We start from the raw sequence: 21,119 nt of genomic DNA on the forward strand, positions 1-21,119 counted from the left end.
ATTCGGCCGGAATAGAAGAGGGCATTGCAGCGCAGGATTGATTTGGCGTCCGAAAGCGATCAGGGCCCGGCGAAAGCCACGACGTTGTCAAGGTTGTAAAACTGCTTTGAAAAGGGCAGCGTAAACTATATAAATTCATGAAGTATTCAGAAAATACGGGATCGTTTCGAGAGTAACTCGAACACGTTTCGGCGGGGGCACCATGCGTGATTCATTGACGGGCAGCCGTATCCGCGAAAGGCGGCAAATCTCGGGCTTACGTCAGGCCCAGCTGGCGCGACAGGTCGGCATTTCGGCGTCGTATCTGAACTTGATCGAGCACAATCGGCGGCGCATCGGGGGCAAACTTCTGGTCGATATCGCTTCGGCTTTGTCCGTTGAGCCTTCGGTTTTGACGCAGGGGGTCGAGGCGACGCTGATCGCGGCCCTTCGTGAAGCAGCGGCGGATGCGGTCGGCCAAAAGGCCGAGGTTGAGGCGCTAGATGAATTCGCTGGCCGGTTTCCCGGCTGGGCCGCTGTACTGGCACAGATGCATCGTCGGGTGGTTTCGCTGGAACGTACCGTGGAAACCCTGTCAGACCGGCTGACCCATGACCCGCACCTTGCGGCATCCATGCACGAAGTCCTGTCTGCAGCGGCAGCGATTCGGTCGACAGCCGCCATCCTGGCCGAACCGGGCGAGATCGAGGCCGAGTGGCGCGACAGATTCCACCGCAACTTGCACCAGGATGCCGAACGTCTGGCCGAAAGCTCAAAGGCTTTGGTCGCCTTTCTGGACGAAAGCGAGGACACCGGCGAAAGGCGTGGGTTGCCGATGGAGGAGGTCGAGGCATTTCTGGAGAAGCGCGGGTTTCATTTGCCGGAACTTGAGTCAGGACAGGACCCGGTATCCCTAGCACAGGCCGAGATGGCCTCTTCCGCCTCAAGATCTGTCGCGCGTCAGGTGCTCGACGCCTATGCGGCGGATGCCCGGGCCATGCCGCTGGAAGCGGTTTCGCAGGCACTGGAGGTCGACGGCGTTGATCCTCTGCGTTTTGCCGCGCGGTTTTCGGTTGAAGTGCCGACAGTCCTGCGACGGCTTGCGTTTCTGCCCGAGGATGTCATGCCGCGTCCGGCCGGTTTGGTCATATGCGATTCATCAGGAAGCATTTTGCTGTTTAAGCCGGTCCCTGGTTTCGCGATGCCACGCCACGGTGAAGCCTGTCCTTTGTGGCCGGTCTTCAGCGCGCTGAACCGGCCCCTTGTACCGATCCGAAAACGTGTGACCCTGTTGGGCCGGACGCCGGCGGATTTCGACTGCTTTGCAATCGCCTGGCCTCAGCCCGTCAGCGCTTTCGGACAGGAGCCTGTCTACAGATCGGCGATGCTGGTGTTGCCGGTCGAAGAGCCCGGCGCCGCCACCGACTTGCCGGTACAGGTCGGCACAAGCTGCAGGATCTGCCCCCGAAAGCCGTGCGACTCGCGGCGGGAGCCGTCGATTTTGAGTGAAGGTTTTTGACAGTTTCCTGACACAGCGATTAATCTGCACTTGGCAGGTGGCTGGAGGTGCGACCGGTCTTGGGGAGGAAGTGAACATATGAGCCGCAAGGTTCTGTTGATCGAGGATGAACCGAACATCACGGAGGCAATCAGGTTTCTGCTGACCCGCGAAGGTTGGCAGGTCGAAACCCATGCCGAAGGTGAAAACGCGGTTCAAACGATACTGTCTGCGCAGCCTGATCTGGTCATTCTGGATGTGATGCTGCCTGGCAAAAGCGGTATGGATGTTCTGCGCGAATTGCGCGAGCACGAGGAGATGCGCGCCCTGCCTGTTTTGATGCTGACCGCTCGCGGTCAGTCGCGGGACCGCGAGATGGCTGAAAAAGCAGGCGTCAGCCGGTTTATGACGAAACCGTTCTCGAATACCGAAGTGCTGACGGCTGTGCGTGATTTGCACGCGCAGGCGTCACAGTCATGAACACACCGGAAAACGAGCCAGCCCGCCCAACAGGCCCGCGTCCGTCGGTGTTTTTGGAACGGCAGAGTTACCGCCGCCGCAGGCTGGCCGATGCGGCCCGAATGCTGCCCTTTGTCGGCGCGGGTCTAATCTGCATCCCGCTGCTGTGGCCGGATCCGGGGCCGGAAAACTCTGGCGTCCCGTTGTCGTCGGCCATTCTTTATATCTTTACATGCTGGGCCGCCCTGATCGTGTTTAGCCTTCTGTTCGGCTTTGCCGCCCGGCGGATGTCGTCCTCGGAAGGGTCCACGGCAGAGAGTGAGCAATGGCCACGCTGAACGTCCTGATCCTTGTTTGCCTGGGCTACGTCGTGCTTTTGTTCGGCGTTGCGTTTGCAGCCGATCGAATGGCCGCCGCGGGGCGAGGCAAATGGCTGCGGTCACCGTTGATCTACACGCTGTCTTTGTCGATCTACTGCACCGCCTGGACCTTCTATGGCGCGGTTGGCAATGCGGCCCGGTCCGGTCTGGAATTCGTGACGATCTACCTCGGGCCGACCTTGGTGATGATCAGCTGGTGGTGGGGGCTGCGCAAGCTGGTGCGGGTGGGTCGCAGCCAGAGGGTAACATCGGTCGCCGACTTGATCTCATCGCGTTATGGCAAGTCGAACACCTTGGCCATCTGTGTGACCATCCTCGCCGTGCTGGGGGGCACACCCTATATCGCACTGCAACTTCAATCGATTACGCTGTCTTTCTCGATTTTTGCCGAGGCCGACCCTTCGGGCCTTTACCGCGAGGGCGCCAGTGTATTCTGGGTGGCCGCGGGTCTGGCCGTGTTCGCCATTCTGTTCGGCACCCGGAACCTGGATGCAAATGAACGGCACCATGGCGTGGTGACCGCCATCGCGTTGGAATCCGTCGTTAAACTGTTCGCTTTGTTGGCGGTGGGCATCTTTGTCGTCTGGGGGGTGGCCGGAGGCGTCACGCCTATGATGGAGCGGATCGACGCGTCGGAAATCGGGCGTTGGAACGTCGATACCGGACGCTGGATGGCCATTACCTTCCTGTCGGCGGCTGCTTTTGTCTGCTTGCCGCGAATGTTTCAGGTCATGGTCGTCGAGAATGACGACGAGAGCCACCTGAGAACGGCGGCCTGGGCTTTCCCGCTCTACCTTCTTTTGATGAGCCTTTTCGTGGTTCCCATTGCGGTCGTCGGGCTGGATCTGCTGCCGGCCGGGTCAAATCCGGACCTTTTCGTGCTGACGGTTCCTCTGTCACAGGGAAATGACTGGCTGGCGATGCTGTCTTTCATCGGCGGTTTTTCGTCGGCCACTTCGATGGTCATCGTGACGGCGATGGCCCTGTCGACCATGGTCTCGAACCACGTCGTGATGCCGATCTGGCTGAATACGCGCGAGAACGCCAGTTCCATGTCGGGCGATGTGCGAAACGTTGTGCTGATGGCGCGCCGGGTGTCGATTGCCGCCATCATGGCCTTGGGGTTCTTCTACTATCGTATGTCCGGTGGCGGCGCCGCACTGGCCTCGATCGGCCTGGTGGCATTTGCAGGTGTGTCGCAGATCCTGCCGGCGCTGGTTGGCGGCCTGTTCTGGCGCGGAGCGACACGTACAGGTGCCCTTGTAGGGCTGAGCGTGGGGTTCTTCCTTTGGATCTACACGCTGCTGCTGCCGGGAATGGGCGGCAGTGTCATGTCCGCCTCGGTCATCGAAAACGGTCCTTTCGGTCTTGGATGGCTGCGTCCTCAAGCGTTGTTCGGCCTTGATGGTTTGGACCCGATGACCCACACGGTGCTGTGGTCGCTGTCACTGAACACATTGGCCTTTTGCCTCGCGTCACTTCTGAGCTTTCCCAGCCCGCTTGAACGATTGCAGGGGGCGCAGTTCGTCAATGTTTTTGATCATTCTGTCGCGCCTGGCGGTTGGACGGGATCCGTTGCCCAGAGTGAAGACCTGATGATCATGACCCAGCGGATCCTCGGGGCCGGTCCTGCTCAGGATTTCTTTCAGGCCGAGGCGGAAAAGCAGGGTGTGCGCGGGCGCTGGCCCGAGCCTACGCCGGGTTTTCTGGAACGGCTGGAACGCGAATTGAGCGGCTCGGTCGGTGCGGCCACGGCTCATGCCATGATCGGGCAGATCGTCGGAGGTTCGTCCGTTTCAGTCGAGGATCTGTTGGCGGTGGCCGATGAATCTGCGCAGTTGCTGGAATACTCCAGCCAGCTTGAGGCGAAGTCGGCCGAACTGAGCCGTACGGCCCGCAAACTGCGCGAGGCCAACGAAAAACTGACCCAGATCTCACGTCAGAAAGATGCCTTTCTGGGGCAGGTCAGCCACGAGTTGCGCACTCCGATGACGTCCATTCGTGCCTTCTCGGAGATCATGCGGGACACTGACGGGCTGAGCGCTGAGGATTCTCGGCGTTATGCAACGATCATCCATGACGAAGCGCTGCGCCTGACGCGGCTGTTGGATGACCTGCTGGACCTGAGCGTACTGGAAAACGGTCAGGTCAGCCTGAATATGGGTGATGCCAGCTTGCGAACGGTTCTGGATCGGGCCGTTTCAACGACTATGGCCGGGGCGGACAGCCCTTTGACCATTCGCCGCAATCTGTCTGCCGAGCGCATCGCGTTGCATTCCGATCTGGATCGCCTGGGGCAGGTCTTCATCAATCTGATTTCGAACGCACAGAAATACTGTGACGCGCCCGAGCCGGTCCTGACGATTTCAGCCCATGATGTCGGCGGCCAGGCGGTGATCGACTTTGTCGACAACGGCAGCGGCATCCCGCCGGACGCCCAGTCGATGATCTTTGAGAAATTCGCGCGGGTCGGATTCGACAAGGCGGGCGGTGCAGGTCTTGGACTGGCAATTTGCCGTGAGATCATGCACCGGCTTGGAGGAGAAATCACCTATCTGCCCGGGCAGGGCGGCGCAGCTTTCCGCGTGAGCCTGCCATTGCCGCACCGCCAGGCCGCTCAGTAACGGCCAAGTAAAGGTATTCGTAACGAACAATGGGCTAGACCAGTAGCGAGCAGAATCGAAACTGGCGGACCGTTGCAATGTCAAAGACTGTCAGCGCGGCCTTGGCGCGCAAATTGTCGGCAGGACAAGAGGGGACGGGCAGCAGATCCCGGGCGCTGCTGCGGGCATTGCGCCTTGCGATTGCCCGTGCTGCGGTCGAACGGTTCAAGCTATCAGCATCTGTCATTGGCGCGAAACAGGCCAGCAAATGCCAGGAAGTCGTCACGAGCGGGCTGGAAGACGGTCAGATGTTTCTGCTGTTCGCGACCAAAGAGGGCAGGGTGGCCAGTCTTGTCTTGGACGTCAGTTTGGTCTCGGCAGTCATCCAGAAGCAGACAATGGGCGAAGTACTCGCGGACCCACCCCAGCCTCGCGCCCTCACCGACACCGATGCGGCAATGGTGGTCCCGTTGGTCGAGGACATGCTGGAACGGGCCCGGAAACTGGTCGATGATCAAAGCGATGCAGCCCGCCTGAATGGATATGAGTTCGTCTCAAGGGCGGTCGATCGGCGCACGCTTTCTTTGGCACTGGTCGAGGACAGGTATGATGCGTTCGAGTTCACGGTTGAACTCGAGGGCGGTGTGCGGCAGGGAACGGTCCTCATCCTGCTGCCGAAAATCTCGGTGGCCGAGGGGCAGGCCAAACACGCAGATTTGGAACCGCTCAAGACCCTGTCGCAAGCTGCAGGCGTGGTTCGGGCCGAACTCAACGCGGTGATTTGTCGGATGCATCTTCCGCTGACAACGCTGTCGGATCTGGGCATCGGGGATCTGCTGCCACTTGCGGGCGCGCGACTTGATCGGATCGACATTGCCGCGATTGATCGGAACCAGGCCACTACAGGACGTCTGGGCCAATGTGGCGGTCAACGGGCCGTGCGGATTAACGAATTTCTGCAGCCACCCGCCCCAACACGACCCGAAGCGCAGAGCTTTATCGAGCACAAGCGAAGGGACGCGCCGGTTGAAATGGCAGATGTTGAATTGTCGCGTCAGGACGCCGTTGCCGAAGACCGATCGCATGCGCAATCCGCAGCGGATGAAGACTTCGCGCAAGCAAGCACCGACCGCCTCGCGTCCGAGATATCCGAGTTGGCGGGTCTTCCTGCTCCTGTGGAACGACCCAACGACTGACGTATGAAATCAGGTGTTCGCAGCCCGCATCTGCACCAATGCCGGCCGCAAACCGTCCAGCGCGTAGCCCGCCTTTGCCGTGGCTTCGAGAATTTCATCAGGGCTCATTGTGTCACACTGCCCAAGGGCCCAAACGACAGAACAGCGGGTGCCCGAGGCACAGTAGGCAAGAACCGGGCCTTCGCAAGACTCGGCAAGGTCGCGCTGCCGTGCCACGTTCTCGGGCGTCATGGTTTGGTGCGTCAGTTCAAGCACCTCAAACTCGAGACCCGCATCCCGCACGGCCTGGCCGATTACCTCGGATTGCATGGCGGCAGGCACTTCGACATTCGGCCGGTTGCAGATGACCTTGACGAAGCCGGCGGCAACGATGGCGGGCACATCCTCGACCGTGATCTGAGGCGAGACGAAATAGCGGGGCGTGATCTGTCGAATCTCCATTCCGATTTCTTAAGTCGCAGAGTCAGCCCTGTCCAGTTCCACGGCGTGAAGGTACTTGCGCAATGCGATTTCTTCCATTGCGGCTTTTGCGGATTGATGTCTGTCAAGGCAGTTTGGTGGAAATCAGGTTAATATTCGATCGACTCGCGGCCCAGTGCCGGTCGCCTGATAGCGAGCGGGCGATTTTTTGCTGGGATTGGGCGGGTCCTGTGTTGGTCTCAATCCTGTTACCTATATCAGGCAGGATGGCAGCATTTGGGAGGATGGCCATGACCACGAACGAGCTATATTTCGAAGCCGAGCGGCTGGAGCGGAAACTGCACGGGGCAAATCTCGAAACCCGGCTGGCACTGCAGCCCAGCGTCACGAAGGTGATTGAACGCATGCGCGCTCAAGGTATGAGCGTACCATCGCGCTTCAGACGGCTGGACGCTGCCTTGATCGAAGATGCGGTTGAAGCTCAGTTCGACAATATGCCGATCTGACACCGGCGGTCAGCCGAACGATATGCCAAGTATAACCAGCATCAGTCCTATGACGGACAGAAACAGCGCGCCCATGTTCCAAGGCAGCACCCGCTGAACGGCAGCCCGCAATTCGTCGTCAGTCAAGCCTGACCGACGAGCCTTCATCACGCGCAGAATGCACCAGACCAATCCTGCCAGCCCGGCCAATGACAGGCTGGCGCCTCCCCAGATGAACACCTCGAACATTGCGCCCCGCATCGTTCTGTTTCGCTGCCGATGCGCTTAGCGGATCGTTGCCGGCGGCACAAGGCAAGCAACCCTATTGTTCGCTTGCGGCTGCCCCGCCGGCACGGTATCCGACATGTTGCCCGTGACCCCGGCTAAAGAGATTTCCACTTGGGAGAGACGCATATGGAAGACATGACTGAAGACCAGGCCGCCGCGAACTATCGCGTGACCGCAGGCGAGCTGCGCCAGTTCATCGAACGGTTCGAACGCCTGGAGGCCGAAAAGAAAGACATCGCTGACCAGCAGAAGGAAGTGATGGCTGAGGCCAAGGCACGTGGCTACGACACCAAGGTGATGCGCAAGGTTATCGCGCTGCGCAAGCGTGACAAAGACGATATCGCCGAAGAAGAAGCGGTGCTGGAAATGTACAAAGAAGCCCTCGGCATGTAAGTCTCGGGCCTTCGGGGGCTTCGGTCATCGACCCAAAAACCGAACGCCTGGCAGTTTCTTGAGCCGTTCCAGATCCTGCGTGTAAAGCTCGGAAAACGCCTCGTGGATTTCGGCGCTCCACCCGGGGAAGTCCAGTTCTTCCTCGACTCTCTCCGGCAAGGCGTGCTGCGAAAAGACGGCCGCGAGGCGCTCGTGCAGGAGGGTCGGGTCCGCGTGCCCGACCTGCTGTTGGATTTCTTCAATCTCCCGTTTGCCGTCTGCGTCAACCAGCGAAGATAGCAGCGAAAACTCCTCGGTCAGCGGTATGTCGGCGCTCAGACCGCACAGGCTGCGGATAATGTCTCCCCAGATCAGCGGGCACTCCTCATTGGCCCAGACCGTAATGGAGACGGCGGGGGCAAGATCGTGAATATCCTCGATAAGGGTCAGCCAACTCAGGCAGCTCAGGTCCGTTGACGCCAGAATGCTCTCGCGGGTTTCGTCCGGCAATGCCATCAATACCTTGGGAATGAAGCTGCCCGGATTCTGCAGCCCGATAAACAATTCGACCTCGTGTCCTTCGAAAGCCTGATCAAGCAAAGCCAGCCGACGACCTGCATAGGGGTAGAATTGGCCGTCCTTTATGGCACTGTTCAGTTCTCCGATGAAGTCCGCAGTGCTCATGACCACCCGGCCGGTTTCCGGATCGTCAGGAATTTGGGCTTTCAAGCGCTCGTAGGCATCTGGTGTCAGCTTGCCTTCGTCCAGTGCATTCAGCGGCGTCTTGAATGCCTTCCGGAACCGGCGCGGACCAAACAGCACAATGCCGTTTTCCTGCAATACTTTGGCATTCGCCTGAAGCGATTTGAGCAGGAGCCCCCCGTCTGAAAAAACCACACCGGAGTGAATGGCCACATGCATGTCGACCGCTGTCCTTGCCCTTCGATTGAGTACGTTCCGGGGTTACAGGTTGAACGATCGACAGTCAAACCTGCCACTCTTTCGCAATGATAAAGATTGCCTGAGAACGTCCAAACTTGATTGTGGTTCAAGCTCAAAGAACAGAACAGCGCCAGAAACGACTGGGTCGAGATGCCTCGAAATCGTCGTTGCTGCATACCCATCTGCGGCGTCTGTGTTGCAGATGATCGAGGCGATTTGATGTGGCGCAGATTTTCCGCATGTTGTTGCAAAATTCCGTCGCAAACCCGCTTGCCTTTATTGAGGCTTTCACCTAATCACAGCGCCATCGGCTCAATGGAATTACAGGTCTTTCGATAGCCATGTAATCACAGTGGGTTGACAAGGTAGGAGTGGTTGCCCGTTCTTGCCTTTGCCTGCAAAGGTATCTGAAAGCGTATTGCTTGCCCCTATAGCTCAGCTGGTAGAGCAACTGATTTGTAATCAGTAGGTCCGCGGTTCGAGTCCGTGTGGGGGCACCATCTTCTTCGAACACGCTAGAAAAGATTTCCCTTTTCTGAACGCGCAACGGTTTTCCGCTGGTTCAGCACGTATTTTGTCCATCGTATTTAGGAAACGCATTCCGCAAGCTTGCCCCTCCCGAGTGGGTGCGCTTGGCAGGGTTGTTCTCTGGGGTCTCAATCGCGAGGCCAATTCAGGATATGCCTGCGACATTCTTCTGCCACTTCGGGGAACTGTGTTCGCTCGCGGGTGTACAGATAGACATCACGAACGTCCGACAAATCCTCGATCGGACGGAAGGCAGTGTTTTCCGGCAGAAACCGTGCGACCGTTTCGGGCAGTATGGTCACCCACCGCCCGGTCGCGACCATGGCGATCAACGAGTGAGTGTTGTGCACCGTTATCGCAGACCCTGCGATTACGTCTTCGAAACCCGGATTTTCAATGAGTTTGCACAGCGAGTTGTGCACGAATCCCTTGGCTGCGACCTTGTTCAGCGTTGGTGGCTCGTGCGCGGTGATCAGGGCGTGATCGGCGGCGGCCACAAGCCCGAACCTGTCCTGAAACAGCGGCTCGGCCCGTATTCCGTTCAACGGGTGATGACCCGAGGCAATCCCCACATCCGCCCGCCCTTCGGCGAGGCTGTCCAAAACCTGTCGGGTGTCGGTGTCCCTCAGCTCGATCTTCAAGCCGGGAAAGGCGCTGGACAGGTGGTCAAGCACCGATGGAAACAGCAGTGCTGCCACCGACGGGACGGACACGATCCGGATCAGCCCTTGGGACGCCTTGGCCAGGGCTTCGATACTTTGGACTGTGTCGTCAAATTGGCGGACCTGATTTTGGGCGAGGGCAAAGACTTCCGCCCCCAGAGGCGACAGCTGGTTCTTTCGCTCACCCAGAAACAAGCGTTTTCCGAGATGTTCCTCAAACTGTTTCAGGGTCATTGAGACCGCAGACTGAGTGCGACCCAGACGGCTTGCGGCTTCGGCCAGATTTCCGGACTGGGCGACGGTGCAAAAGCAGCGGAGCATTTCCAGTTTCAGCGACAAATTTCAGATTTCCTGAAGTCCATTAAATTTGTTTGAGTTTGCCTGATGTTCGGGCAGAGGTCTATTCTGTTCGTGAAACGTACCGGATCCGAGGCCACCTGTGACAAAATTGAACCTGATTGCCGGCGAGTGGATGGCCGGCGACACCGCGATCGAGAACCGCAACCCCTCTGATCTGACGGATGTGATTGGCCTGTTTGCCCAAGCAAGCGTCGATCAGCTGTCCGCGACCCTTGATCGGGCACGTAACGCGCAGCTGGAATGGGCGGCCTATGGGTTGGAGCGCAAGCAGGCGGTACTGATGAGTATCGGGACCGAGTTGATGTCCCGCGCCGAAGAGTTGGGGCGGTTGTTGTCGCGAGAAGAGGGGAAGCCGTTTGCTGAGGGCAAGGGCGAGGTTTACCGCGCGGGGCAGTTCTTTACGTATTATGCGGCGGAATGCCTGCGTCAGATCGGTGAAAACGCGGACAGCGTACGTGAGGGCGGCGAAATCGACGTGCGCCGCGAACCGGTCGGGGTTGTCGCGGTTATCTCTCCTTGGAATTTCCCGACAGCTACGGCCGCATGGAAGATCGCGCCCGCTTTGTGTTATGGGAACGCCGTTGTGTGGAAGCCGGCCAACCTGACCCCTGCGTCAGCCGTGGCCCTGACCGAGATCATTGAGCGTCAGGACATTCCCAAGGGTCTTTTCAGTTTGGTCATGGGATCAGGCGGCGCAATCGGCCAAAGACTGGTTGAGAGCCCTCAGGTGGATGCGATCTCGTTCACCGGGTCGGTGCCCGTCGGCAAGGGCATTGCCGCAGCAGCCATCCAGAACCTGACCAAGGTGCAGATGGAGATGGGCTCCAAAAACGCGTTGGCCGTGATGGATGACGCGGATCTGGATCTGGCGGTGTCACTTGCACTGGGCGGAGCTTTTGGCGGCACCGGGCAGAAATGCACCGCCTCTTCGCGATTGGTGGTCCATGCCGCGATCCACGACGCGTTTGTCGAGAAGCTTGTCGCCGGTGCCAAGGCACTGAAGGTCGGGCATGCCCTGGAGGAAGGCACGCAGATGGGCCCCGTTGTCAGCGAACAGCAACTGCAAGAGAACCTGGCCTATGTCGAACTTGGCCAATCCGAAGGCGCCGAGCTGGCGTGCGGCGGGCAACGGCTGGAGCTGCAGCATGACGGGTATTACATGTCGCCCGGCGTGTTCGTGAATACGAACAACACCATGCGGATCAACAGGGAAGAGATGTTTGCCCCGCTGACCAGCGTGCTCAAGGTCGACAGCTATGGTGAGGCTTTGACGATCGTGAATGACACGAATTTCGGCCTGACATCGGGCATCGTGACCCAGAATCTTGCGCGCGCGACGCATTTTCGACGGCATGCAAGAACCGGTGTCGTGACCGTCAATTTGCCCACGGCAGGCACTGATTATCACGTTCCTTTCGGTGGCCGGGGCGACAGCTCGTATGGACCGCGCGAACAGGGCAAAGCGGCCGCCGAGTTCTACACCACCGTCAAAACCGCCTATATCAGCGCCGGGACACCGATCTGATGCGGATTGACGGCCTGCAATATGCCAACTGGTCGGAAAAGATCTTCCGGCAATTGCGGGAAGGGGGCGTGGATGCCATTCACGTCACCGTCGCCTACCACGAGAATTTTCGTGAAACGGTTCAGAACCTCGAGAAATGGAACCGCTGGTTCGAGTTGTTCCCGGACCTGATCATGAAGGGGCGATCGACCAGCGACATCGACACCGCGCGTGACACCGGGCGCACGGCCGTTTTCTTTGGTTTCCAGAACCCATCACCCATGGAAGATGACATTGGGCTGATCGAAATACTGTACGACCTTGGTGCCCGGTTCATGCAGTTGACCTACAATAACCAATCCCTGCTGGCGACCGGCTGCTACGAGGCTGAAGACACCGGTATCACCCGGATGGGGCGGCAGGTGATCAAGGAGATGAACCGCGTGGGATTGGTCATCGACATGAGCCATTCGGCCGACCGCTCGACGATCGAGGCGGCCGACCTTTCCGCGCGTCCGATCGCCATCACCCACGCCAATCCGCATGAATGGGCGCCCGCCCTGCGCAACAAGTGTGACCCCGTCATCCGCGCCGTGACGGAAAGAGGTGGGATGCTTGGGTTTTCGGTCTACCCTCATCACCTGAAGGACAAGTCCGACTGCACGCTGGAAAGCTTTTGCACCATGATTGCCCGAACGGCCGAAAAATACGGAACACAGCATCTCGGGATCGGAACCGACCTGTGCCAGGACCAACCCGACAGCGTTGTCGAGTGGATGCGTGTGGGTCGTTGGACCAAGGAAATCGATTACGGCGAAGGATCGTCTGCGAACCCGGGCTTTCCGCCGATGCCAAAGTGGTTCAGGGACAATCGTGACTTTGACAAGATCGAGGCCGGCCTTCTCGCGGTTGGGATGACCCCGACCGAAGTCGCCGGGATCATGGGGCAGAACTGGTACCGCTTCTTTGCGGACAACTTCGGACCTGTCCAGAATTGACCGGACCGGGGCCGCATATCGCGCGCCGGGATCCGGCAACCGTTATGCGGCTCAGCCGGCTCGGGTCTTTGCACCAGTGCAGGCTCAGCTTCATGCGCGTTCTGACCCGCCGCCTGGCACGCGACAACTGGCGGTTTTCCACGCCGGTGTTCGAGATTGACGAGGCAGGCGTCGGACGAGCCGTCTATGTCGCCCAAGGACCCGAGCGCGCGTATTCTCTGGTGGCCTTCGCCCATGATCTTCCACCTGAAAAACGGTCGGACCGAGTGATCGCGGATGCGTGGGACGCGACCTTCACCCTATTCGACGGAATCCCTTCCGAAGCCGACCTTGACCGGCTGTCCCGCAATGTTCCGCTGCAAGAGGCCGGTCGGATCAGCGAAACCGAACTGTCGCTGTCCCGGGCCAACCGCTCGGTCCGATTGTGGGCGCATGTAGTCGAAGCCCTGGCCGACGGTCGACAGCCGGATCTGGAGCAGATCCAAATGGTTGGCTACCTGATGCGAACTACGGCTGTGTACGGATCGGGTAAATTCGGCGCCGCGGACCGGGAAAACCTTGCAAACCGTGCGGAAACCGAGGGGCCGTTTCAGGCCGAGATGCTGTCGGTCTTCCTCACCCGCGCCTTCGTGCGGGACTTGGTCGAACACATGGCGCGCGCCAAAGGGGGAAGCAAGGCCGTCAGGATGTCTCCTGATATCGCGCGCCGCCTGGGCATAGGGAATTCCACGGGACTGGGCATGGCGCCCTTCCTGATCAATCATCCGGTCCTTCTGAACAACTGGATCATGGCGCGCGAGGAGGCAATCGCCCGGGTTCGAGCCGTGGAAACCGCGACCCAAGAAGAAATCAGTGTATTCCGGTCGGTGTTTGATCGCAGCCAATTGTCGATTGGCCAATGGCATTCGGAACATCCGATACAAGAGCGGAAACTGTCTGCTCTGAAATCGGACCTCGGGGCGATCGCGGGCTTTCTTCGCCATGACGAGCTTACTGGCCGAAGACCGTGGAACCGTCTGGTGGAGTGGTCGGAAACTGTTCTGAGCGAGGAGGGGCAGGAGTTGCTTCTTTCCCTGATCCTCGAACCCTATCCAGACTTGGTGGACGGTTTGTCAGGATGCATGGCAGATTCAAGCCCGCATCTGTACGAGATTGACGGCGCCATGCCGCTAGCCGATGTGCGGCAGGCGATCCGCGACGGTTTCGGTTGGGCGTTGGATCTGGACTGGGGCGCCCGGGAAGCCTGCGCAAGGGTCTGGTATGTATCGGAAGAAAAGCTGGAACCCAGACTGGGTGAGCGCTTTGACGAGCCGGTAGCCGAGTACGAACAACCGCTTGCCCCGGCACGGGATGCGGCAGCGGCATATTCGGCAATGGCCGATTGGGACACAGCCGCGACCACCGCGGAATTTCTTCTGCGCCATCCTGAACATCGCCACACGATCCGCCGGGCGCAGATCAGCCGCAAGGCCCCCTACAGCGAGATCCGAGACAACACGATAGGTGCATCGGTTCTGCCGATCGACATGCTCCGCGCCAAACTGTCCTTTTTTGGCGCCACGCATTTCGATCCCCGTTCGGACCGTTGGGTCCGTATCTGCATGTATTCAGGCGCGCCTTACCCAGAGAATCTTTCGCCCGAAAATGCCGATTTCTGGGTTTATCCTGAGGTGCCGGTATGAATCTGTCGCTGAACGAGGTCGAAGGATTGGCAAAACGCGCGGCACGTGGGGCGGGTCATCACTGGGGGCCGGCCGAGGACGCCGCCAAAGCGACCCGCTGGCTGTGTCGTCAAGGTTTTGACGGCGCAGCCGCCTTGTCAGCGGTCCTGCGCCAGGAATTTGCCCTTCGGTTTGTTGCACACACGCCGCAGGTTCTCGGGGCGAATTGGCGTGCGCATGGGCAGATGTGCCCGTTGGGGGCGGGGATGCTGCTGTCAGATTGTTCGGAACATCTGGGCCGCGGGCCGATCGTTCTGCATAACGTTGCGGTTCCGCTGTTTCTCGTGCCGTTCGCTGGCAACGCTGCACGCCGATTGCAGACCACTGTGACCGTCGTCTGCGCTGAACTCAGTGCCACGACGGACGGGGAGGTCGTGGACGCTCCGGATCTTTGGCCGGAAAGCGTCACAAAGGTCACCGTAAGGATCGGCGGTGCGCTCAACAAACTGCGCGCCAAGCGAACGCGCGCCCTGCCGGCGTCTGCGGCTCTGGCTTTTTTGAACACTCTGGCTCAACGCACCTATGCCCCGGCAACCGAGGAGTCTCGCCGGTTGGGTGCCGGTGCTGGTTTGTCCGATAATGACTGAGGAGGCCGAGATGCCAGAAACCCGAACGCTGTCTCTTGCTGAAATCGAGGACCTGTCGCTGCGCGCTCTGATGGCGGCCGGCACGTCCGAGGACAATGCCCGGCCGTTGGCGGTTGCGACCGCCGCGACCGAGGCGGACGGAGTGGCCAGCCACGGGCTGGCCTACATCCCGATCTATTGCGAGCACGTACAATGCGGCAAGGTAGACGGGCGAGCACAGCCGGTGATGTCCGTCCCCAAACCGGGCGTGGTGGTGGTTGATGCGGCAACCGGTTTCGCTCACCCGGCGATCGACTTGGGGTTCGACGCGTTGATCCCGGCCGCACGCGAGCAGGGGATAGCTGCGCTGGCCATCCGCAACAGTTACAATTGTGGTGTGCTGGGGTATCACACCTATCGCTTGGCTCAGGCGGGCCTTGTTGGTCTGGGGTTCACCAATGCACCTGCATCCATTGCACCGTCGGGTGGTTCACGGCCCGTCGTGGGCACGAACCCGTTTTCGCTGGCCGTTCCGGGTGCTGATGGGCAGCCTGCCGTCTTGATCGACCAAAGCGCCAGCACGATCGCAAAAAGCGAGGTCATGAAACACGCCCGCGAGGGAAAGCCGATCCCAGTCGGCTGGGCGCTGGACCCTGAAGGCAACCCGACAACTGATCCGGCCGTGGGCCTCAAGGGCTCGATGGCGCCTTCGGGCGGCTACAAGGGCGTGGGCGTCGCACTTCTGACCGAGGTAATGGCCGCCGCATTGACCGGGGCCACTTTGGGCATCCATGCTTCACCCTTTTCCGGAACTGTGGGCGGCCCGCCAAAAACCGGCCAGTTCTTCATTGCCATCGACCCCGGCGCTACGGCCGGGTCGGGGTTTGCCGCCAATATCGCGGAACTGGTCGAGGCGATCCGGTATCAGGAAGGAGCGCGTCTGCCCGGCGATGGTCGGCGCGCCAAGCGCCTTAAGGCCAACAAGGACGGGGTTGGTGTCAGCGTCGCGACGCTGGACAAAATCCACGCCATCCTGGCCTGACACCCGTTTCCAGCGGAAACAGGGGCAAGGCTGATGCCTCGCCCCCTTGCATCACGCCTTTATGATGTTGTGTTCCGGTCCGTACGGAAAGCCGGTGATATTCTCGGCCCCGTCCTCGCCTACGACCAGAATGTCGTGCTCGCGGTAGCCGCCCGCGCCGGGCTGACCTTCGGGAATCCACAGCATCGGCTCGATGGACACCACCATGCCCGGCTCGAGCACTGTGTCGATGTCCTCGCGCAGTTCCAGCCCCGCCTCGCGGCCGTAATAGTGGCTGAGGATGCCGAAGGAATGCCCATAGCCGAACGAGCGGTATTGCAGCAGGCCCTGATCGGCGAAGAACCGGTTGATCTCGGCGGTGATGCCGGAACAGGTCGCGCCGGGTTTGATCAGGCTCAGCCCCAGTTCGTGGGCGGCGACATTGGCCTGCCACAGGCGTAGGCTGTCGGCGTCGGGCTCGCCCAGGAACAGGGTGCGTTCCAGCGCGGTGTAATAGCCCGAGATCATCGGGAAGGTGTTGAGCGACAGGATATCGCCTTTCTGCAGCGCCCGCTTGGTGACGGGGTTGTGCGCGCCGTCGGTGTTCAGGCCTGACTGGAACCAGACCCAGGTGTCGCGGTACTCGGCTTCGGGATAGGCGCGGGCGATCTCGATCTCCATCGCGTCGCGGCCGGCCATGGCAATCTCGATCTCGGTGGCACCTTCACGGATCGCGGCATGGATGGCTGCGCCGCCCACATCCGCCGTGCGGGCGCCGCCCTTGATCAGTTCGATCTCCTCGGCCGATTTCACCATCCGCGCGGCCATCGTGTCGGGAGCGATGTCCACAAGCTCGGGCTGGTTCAGCATGGCCAGGGCCGTGTCGCGCGCAGCCAGCGTCATGTGGTCGCTTTCGATGCCGATCCGGCGGGCATTCCCGATCAGGCTGGCTACGGCGCGCCAGTAGTTGTCGCGCTTCCAGTCGGTGTAGATCACGTTGTCTTCGACCGACCGGCGCCAGGGCTGGCCCGCGTCGATATTGGCCGACACGGTGGTGCAAGTGTCTTGCGTCACCACGCAGCCATAAGGCCGGCCGAAGGCGCAGTACAAAAAGCCCGAGTAGTAGGCGATGTTCTGCATCGAGGTCAGGAGGACGACCGGGATGTCCCGCTGCGCCATAATAGCGCGCAGTTTGGTCAGCCGGCGGTCGTACTCGGCACGGCTGAAGGGCAGGGGCGCCTTGTCGCCGTTGTGGCAAGTGAAGAATTCAGGGCGATTTGAAAGGTCTGTCATGTGCTCTCTCGCTTCTTTGCCGGACGTGCAAAGCCCGGCCACATGTCCCGGCGTACAGGACAGGCGGTCTCGGGGTCCGAGAGCCGATCACCCCCTTGGGTGCTGCGACGCCATCGCAGCAGGGGGTGAACAAGGAAATCGTTAGATCAGCAAATGCCGCCGGTCAAGCCGGTGTCAGCCCGCGCAGCCGTTCCGACCGCCTCCGCAGTAGTTCGACCGTGGTGAGCAGCGCGATCGAGATGACGACGAGGATCGTGGCCACGGCCAGGATGGTCGGGCTGATCTGCTCGCGCAGGCCGGTGAACATCTGCCAGGGCAGGGTCTTTTGGCTGGCCGATCCGACGAACAGCACCACGACCACCTCGTCGAACGAAGTGATGAAGGCGAACAGCCCGCCCGAGATCACGCCCGGCAGGATCAGGGGCATCTGGATCTTGAAGAAGGTCCGCACCGGACCAGCGCCCATATTCGCAGCGGCCCGCGTCAGCGAGCGGTCAAACCCGACCAGCGTGGCGGTCACGGTGATGATGACGAAGGGGATGCCCAGAACGGCGTGGGCCAGAATCACCTTGAGATAGCCCACAAAGGTCTTGTTCATGCCCAAAGTGCCCTCGAGAAAGCGGCCGATGTCGCTGTAGAAGAAGAACATGCCCGTCGCTGAGATGATCAGCGGCACAATCATCGGAGAAATCAGGATCCCCATGATGGCGCGCCGCCCCGGCACGTGCGATTGGCTGAGACCGATGGCCGCCAGCGTTCCCAGCGTTACCGATATGATAGTCGCGATGGGCGCGATGATCAGCGAGTTCTTGAAGCTGCGCTGCCATTCGTTGTTGGTGAAGAAATCCTGGTAATGCTTCAGTGAATATCCCTCGGGGTCCAGCCGCAGCATCTCGGGCGTAAAGGTAAAGAAGTCCTGCGCGTTGAACGACAGCGGAAGAACAACCAGAATTGGCGTGATCAGGAAAACGAAGATCGCGCCGCAGATCACCCGGAACAGGTAGTGATAGAACACCTGCTGCGCCGTCAGATAAGGCAGCAGCTTGCGGCGGTATCGGCCCTCGTACAGCCAGAATGTGAACCATGCGAAAAACCAGCCGCCCAAGAAGCCGAGCACACCGCCCATCGGCCCTGAAACCGCGAAGCCGACGGCCGCGAAGCCGATAATGTTGATCCAGTAGGCAAGCCGCTCGTTCTTGAGGACCGAGATGTAGATCCAAGCCAAAAGGGCCGTCAGCGCCGCGCCGCCGATCATTCCCAGGGGGACCGAGCCGTTTCCTGCGCCGACAAACATGCCGGCAAACGCGCCGGCCAGTGCGACGCTGGGCAGGACCATGGACAGGGGCTTGCGCGAAATTGGTGTCAGTGCGGCCATGTCGGTTACCCCAGCTTCACGTTATCGATGCCCACGATCTTGTCGTAGACCCAGTAGAGGATCAGAACCACCGCCAGCAGGATCGTCCCCAATGCTGCAGCCAGGCCCCAGTTCAACGAAGACGAAATGTGATAGGCAATCCGGTTCGAGATGAAGACACCCTTGGTGCCGCCCACGATTTCGGGCGTGATGTAGTAGCCGATGGCCAGAATGAACACGAGGATCGACCCCGCTCCGATGCCCGGGATGGATTGTGGGAAGTAGATCCGCCAAAACGTGGTCCAGTTCGTGGCGCCCATGGATTTGGCCGCGCGAGTGTAGGATGGCGGAATCGTCTGCATCACCGAATACATCGGCAGGATCATGAACGGCAGTAGGATATGCGTCATGGCAATAATCGTGCCGATCTGGTTGTTGATGATGATCAGCCGCGCGTCATCTGCGACCAGCCCGAGCCAGACGAGGGTATCGTTTATTACGCCCTGCTGTTGCAGCATGACCTTCCACGCGGATGTCCGCACCAGAAGCGATGTCCAGAATGGCAGCAGAACCAAAATCATCAGCAGGTTCGACACGCGCATTGGTAGGGTCGCCAGCAGGTAGCTGACCGGATAGGCGAGCAGGATGCAGGCCCCGGTGATTACCAGCGACATGAACAGCGTTCGCCCGAACAGTTTGATAAGAATTTGCTTGTCTTCCGGCTGTGCCTGGGCACCTTCTGGGGTGCGCCGCATGTCGATTGCGTTCAGGAAGTAGCCGTTGGTGATCGGAACCGCATGGGTCTTGATCACGCGCCAGGTCTGCGGTTCCCCCCAGCCGTCATGGATCTCGATCAACTTTTCCTTGAACGGACCGTCGGTTTCAGGGTCCAACCGTTTGATCTTGCGGCCTGACTGGCGGAACAGCGAAGACATGCCGGTTTCTTCGTAGTTCAGACGTGTGCCAAGCCGGGTGTGTTCCTTGTTTTCGATAGCGACCACCATGTCACGAACGAAGGCATCATAGACGTCCTCGCCCGGCAATTCGCCGCTGGTTTCATCCCAGTTGTCCAGCGCTTCGACCGTCAAGGGCAGGGTTTCCGAGACAATCCCGTTTTCGACAGAACGAAACAGCATCGATGCGATCGGTACCAGGAAGGAAAACAGCACGAACAGAAGCAAAGGTGCGATCAGCATAAGCGCGCGCAGTTTCTGACGTCGCAATGAACGCGCCAGCGATTGCTTGAGCGGCGTTCCGTCCGCTGCCAGCATGGGTCCTGCGGTTTGGCTTGCGTCAGTCATCAGTGCCTCTTGGTTGTGCCCGGGTCAGATGGCGGCGCACCGCCACCTGACGTTTCTTCAGAGTTTCAAGCGCTTATTGCGCCAACCACGCCTGGAATTTGGCGTCGATGTCGTCGCGGTAGTCAGCCCAGAACTCGTAGTTGTAGAGGAACGTGTTCTTGGCGTTTTCCGGGTCGGTCGGCATGTGCGGAGCCATGTCGATTCCCAGTTCGGCATGCTTGCCGACCAGCGGAGCCGACGAAGCGCGAGCCGGGCCGTACGAGATGTACTTGGCCTGATCCGCCAGCCGCTGGGTGTCGGTCGCGAACATGATGTAGTCCAGCGCGCGTTGCTTGCGCTCTTCGCTCAGACCGGCGGGAATGATCCAGCCGTCCAGATCGAAGACCTGCGCGTCCCACAGCATGGCGACGGGCTGCTTCTGCTCTTCGATGACGCTGAACAGGCGGCCATTGTAGGTCGAGCCCATGACGACTTCGCCGTCAGCCAGCAGTTGGGGCGTATCGGCACCGGCAGACCACCAGACGACGCTGTCCTTGATGGTGTCCAGTTTCTTCAGAGCACGATCCTGGCCTTCGTCGGTTGCCAGAACGTCATACACTTCGTCCTTCGGGACGCCGTCGCACAGCAGAGCCCATTCCATGTTGTTGATCGGGCGCTTTTCCAGCGACCGCTTGCCGGGATAGGTTTCCAGGTCGAAGACCGCGCAGATGTCGGTCGGCGGGTTGTCCCCGACCATGTCGGTCCGATACCCAAAAGTGGTCGAATACACGATCTGAGGGATGAAGCATTCGCTGACCAGCAGATCGCCGAAGTCTTCCGAAGCCGGAGTGCCGTCCGGCGCGGGCGCCAGCTGCGTATCCGGGTCGATTTCCATCGCCAGACCTTCGTCACACAGACGGATCGCGTCCGCGGCAACCACGTCGACCACATCCCATGTGATGTTGCCCGCCTCGTTCATGGCGCGCAGTTTGGCCACGGCCTCGGCCGAGCTGTCATCGTTCAGGATGGTGACGCCGGTTTTTTCCGAATAGGGCTCGTGATAGGCCTTGAGCTGCGACTTGGAATAGGCGCCGCCCCAGGACACGATCGTCATTTCTTCGGCGGAAACTCCGCCTGCTGCAGTTGCCAGTGCAACAGCTGTCAGCATTGTGGTGGTACGTTTCATATGTAGCTCCCAGTTTTTCCCGTT

20 protein-coding genes and 1 tRNA gene are annotated in these 21,119 nt (G+C 60.0%); 13 read left to right on the forward strand and 8 right to left on the reverse strand.

The genetic code is table 11. The annotated features are described in order from the left end of the window. Positions 1 to 202: 202 nt before the first annotated feature. The 5 genes from AC2FNL_RS04135 to AC2FNL_RS04155 all read left to right on the forward strand — a co-directional run bounded on the left by AC2FNL_RS04135 (position 203) and on the right by AC2FNL_RS04155 (position 6,115). Positions 203 to 1,498: a helix-turn-helix domain-containing protein gene (locus AC2FNL_RS04135; RefSeq protein ID WP_170368784.1), complete on the forward strand. Its 1,296-nt coding sequence runs from the start codon at positions 203 to 205 to the stop codon at positions 1,496 to 1,498. A 78-nt stretch (positions 1,499 to 1,576) separates the two neighbouring features. After that, positions 1,577 to 1,957 (forward strand): response regulator transcription factor, encoded by a 381-nt coding sequence (locus AC2FNL_RS04140; protein WP_093962675.1) that lies wholly within the window; start codon positions 1,577 to 1,579, stop codon positions 1,955 to 1,957. Continuing rightward, positions 1,954 to 2,274, forward strand: a complete 321-nt coding sequence (locus AC2FNL_RS04145; RefSeq protein ID WP_496832589.1) for a hypothetical protein — start codon at positions 1,954 to 1,956, stop codon at positions 2,272 to 2,274. Before AC2FNL_RS04140 ends, AC2FNL_RS04145 begins: the two co-directional genes overlap by 4 nt. Further along, positions 2,262 to 4,940, forward strand: coding sequence for a sensor histidine kinase (locus AC2FNL_RS04150; protein WP_170538983.1), 2,679 nt, complete (start codon positions 2,262 to 2,264; stop codon positions 4,938 to 4,940). Before AC2FNL_RS04145 ends, AC2FNL_RS04150 begins: the two co-directional genes overlap by 13 nt. A gap of 77 nt (positions 4,941 to 5,017) precedes the next feature. After that, positions 5,018 to 6,115, forward strand: coding sequence for a FliM/FliN family flagellar motor switch protein (locus AC2FNL_RS04155; protein WP_496832591.1), 1,098 nt, complete (start codon positions 5,018 to 5,020; stop codon positions 6,113 to 6,115). Between the two features lie 9 nt (positions 6,116 to 6,124). Here AC2FNL_RS04155 and AC2FNL_RS04160 read toward each other — a convergent pair whose 3' ends face one another. Continuing rightward, complete coding sequence (locus AC2FNL_RS04160) at positions 6,125 to 6,556, reverse strand: protein tyrosine phosphatase family protein (RefSeq protein WP_093962671.1); 432 nt, start codon at positions 6,554 to 6,556, stop codon at positions 6,125 to 6,127. Positions 6,557 to 6,825: 269 nt separating this feature from the next. Here AC2FNL_RS04160 and AC2FNL_RS04165 point away from each other — a divergent pair, with 269 nt between their 5' ends. Continuing rightward, positions 6,826 to 7,041 (forward strand): hypothetical protein, encoded by a 216-nt coding sequence (locus AC2FNL_RS04165; RefSeq protein WP_170337604.1) that lies wholly within the window; start codon positions 6,826 to 6,828, stop codon positions 7,039 to 7,041. A 9-nt stretch (positions 7,042 to 7,050) separates the two neighbouring features. Here AC2FNL_RS04165 and AC2FNL_RS04170 read toward each other — a convergent pair whose 3' ends face one another. Then, entirely contained in the window at positions 7,051 to 7,269 is a 219-nt protein-coding gene (locus tag AC2FNL_RS04170; protein WP_093962670.1) for a hypothetical protein, read from the reverse strand. 165 nt (positions 7,270 to 7,434) lie between these two features. Here AC2FNL_RS04170 and AC2FNL_RS04175 point away from each other — a divergent pair, with 165 nt between their 5' ends. Further along, complete coding sequence (locus AC2FNL_RS04175) at positions 7,435 to 7,701, forward strand: DUF2312 domain-containing protein (RefSeq protein ID WP_093962669.1); 267 nt, start codon at positions 7,435 to 7,437, stop codon at positions 7,699 to 7,701. Between the two features lie 24 nt (positions 7,702 to 7,725). Here the strand turns inward: AC2FNL_RS04175 and AC2FNL_RS04180 are convergent, their stop codons facing one another. Continuing rightward, positions 7,726 to 8,601 carry a hypothetical protein gene (locus tag AC2FNL_RS04180; RefSeq protein ID WP_496832594.1) on the reverse strand — a complete coding sequence of 292 codons (876 nt, stop codon included), beginning with the start codon at positions 8,599 to 8,601 and terminating at the stop codon, positions 7,726 to 7,728. Positions 8,602 to 9,046: 445 nt separating this feature from the next. Between AC2FNL_RS04180 and AC2FNL_RS04185 the strand changes: the two genes are divergently transcribed. Further along, positions 9,047 to 9,122, forward strand: a tRNA-Thr gene (locus tag AC2FNL_RS04185). Between the two features lie 156 nt (positions 9,123 to 9,278). On the opposite strand, the gene AC2FNL_RS04190 is transcribed toward AC2FNL_RS04185, so the two are convergent. Then, complete coding sequence (locus AC2FNL_RS04190) at positions 9,279 to 10,133, reverse strand: LysR family transcriptional regulator (RefSeq protein WP_306372394.1); 855 nt, start codon at positions 10,131 to 10,133, stop codon at positions 9,279 to 9,281. A 151-nt stretch (positions 10,134 to 10,284) separates the two neighbouring features. Between AC2FNL_RS04190 and AC2FNL_RS04195 the strand changes: the two genes are divergently transcribed. Genes AC2FNL_RS04195 through AC2FNL_RS04215 form a run of 5 tightly spaced genes read left to right on the forward strand, consistent with a single transcriptional unit; the run spans position 10,285 to position 16,003 of the window. After that, positions 10,285 to 11,697, forward strand: coding sequence for an aldehyde dehydrogenase family protein (locus AC2FNL_RS04195; RefSeq protein ID WP_496832931.1), 1,413 nt, complete (start codon positions 10,285 to 10,287; stop codon positions 11,695 to 11,697). Continuing rightward, positions 11,697 to 12,674 carry a membrane dipeptidase gene (locus AC2FNL_RS04200; RefSeq protein ID WP_496832596.1) on the forward strand — a complete coding sequence of 326 codons (978 nt, stop codon included), beginning with the start codon at positions 11,697 to 11,699 and terminating at the stop codon, positions 12,672 to 12,674. The genes AC2FNL_RS04195 and AC2FNL_RS04200 overlap by 1 nt, the downstream gene beginning before the upstream one ends. 44 nt (positions 12,675 to 12,718) lie before the next feature. Further along, positions 12,719 to 14,356: a hypothetical protein gene (locus AC2FNL_RS04205; protein WP_496832932.1), complete on the forward strand. Its 1,638-nt coding sequence runs from the start codon at positions 12,719 to 12,721 to the stop codon at positions 14,354 to 14,356. Continuing rightward, positions 14,353 to 14,982: a DUF3726 domain-containing protein gene (locus AC2FNL_RS04210; protein ID WP_496832598.1), complete on the forward strand. Its 630-nt coding sequence runs from the start codon at positions 14,353 to 14,355 to the stop codon at positions 14,980 to 14,982. The genes AC2FNL_RS04205 and AC2FNL_RS04210 overlap by 4 nt, the downstream gene beginning before the upstream one ends. 10 nt (positions 14,983 to 14,992) lie before the next feature. Continuing rightward, positions 14,993 to 16,003: an Ldh family oxidoreductase gene (locus AC2FNL_RS04215; RefSeq protein ID WP_496832600.1), complete on the forward strand. Its 1,011-nt coding sequence runs from the start codon at positions 14,993 to 14,995 to the stop codon at positions 16,001 to 16,003. A 51-nt stretch (positions 16,004 to 16,054) separates the two neighbouring features. Here AC2FNL_RS04215 and AC2FNL_RS04220 read toward each other — a convergent pair whose 3' ends face one another. The 4 genes from AC2FNL_RS04220 to AC2FNL_RS04235 form a co-directional block, all read right to left on the reverse strand. Then, the gene (locus AC2FNL_RS04220) at positions 16,055 to 17,275 is read right to left on the reverse strand and encodes an aminopeptidase P family protein (protein WP_496832602.1); all 1,221 of its coding nucleotides are present in this window, start codon (positions 17,273 to 17,275) and stop codon (positions 16,055 to 16,057) included. 163 nt (positions 17,276 to 17,438) lie between these two features. Then, on the reverse strand, positions 17,439 to 18,650 hold the full coding sequence (locus AC2FNL_RS04225) for an ABC transporter permease (RefSeq protein WP_093962661.1): 1,212 nt from the start codon (positions 18,648 to 18,650) through the stop codon (positions 17,439 to 17,441). Positions 18,651 to 18,655: 5 nt separating this feature from the next. Continuing rightward, positions 18,656 to 19,930: an ABC transporter permease gene (locus tag AC2FNL_RS04230; protein ID WP_170338072.1), complete on the reverse strand. Its 1,275-nt coding sequence runs from the start codon at positions 19,928 to 19,930 to the stop codon at positions 18,656 to 18,658. A 73-nt stretch (positions 19,931 to 20,003) separates the two neighbouring features. Next, entirely contained in the window at positions 20,004 to 21,095 is a 1,092-nt protein-coding gene (locus tag AC2FNL_RS04235; RefSeq protein ID WP_093962659.1) for an extracellular solute-binding protein, read from the reverse strand. Positions 21,096 to 21,119 lie beyond the last annotated feature (24 nt).

Source organism: Ruegeria sp. CRTD044 (assembly GCF_059613485.1).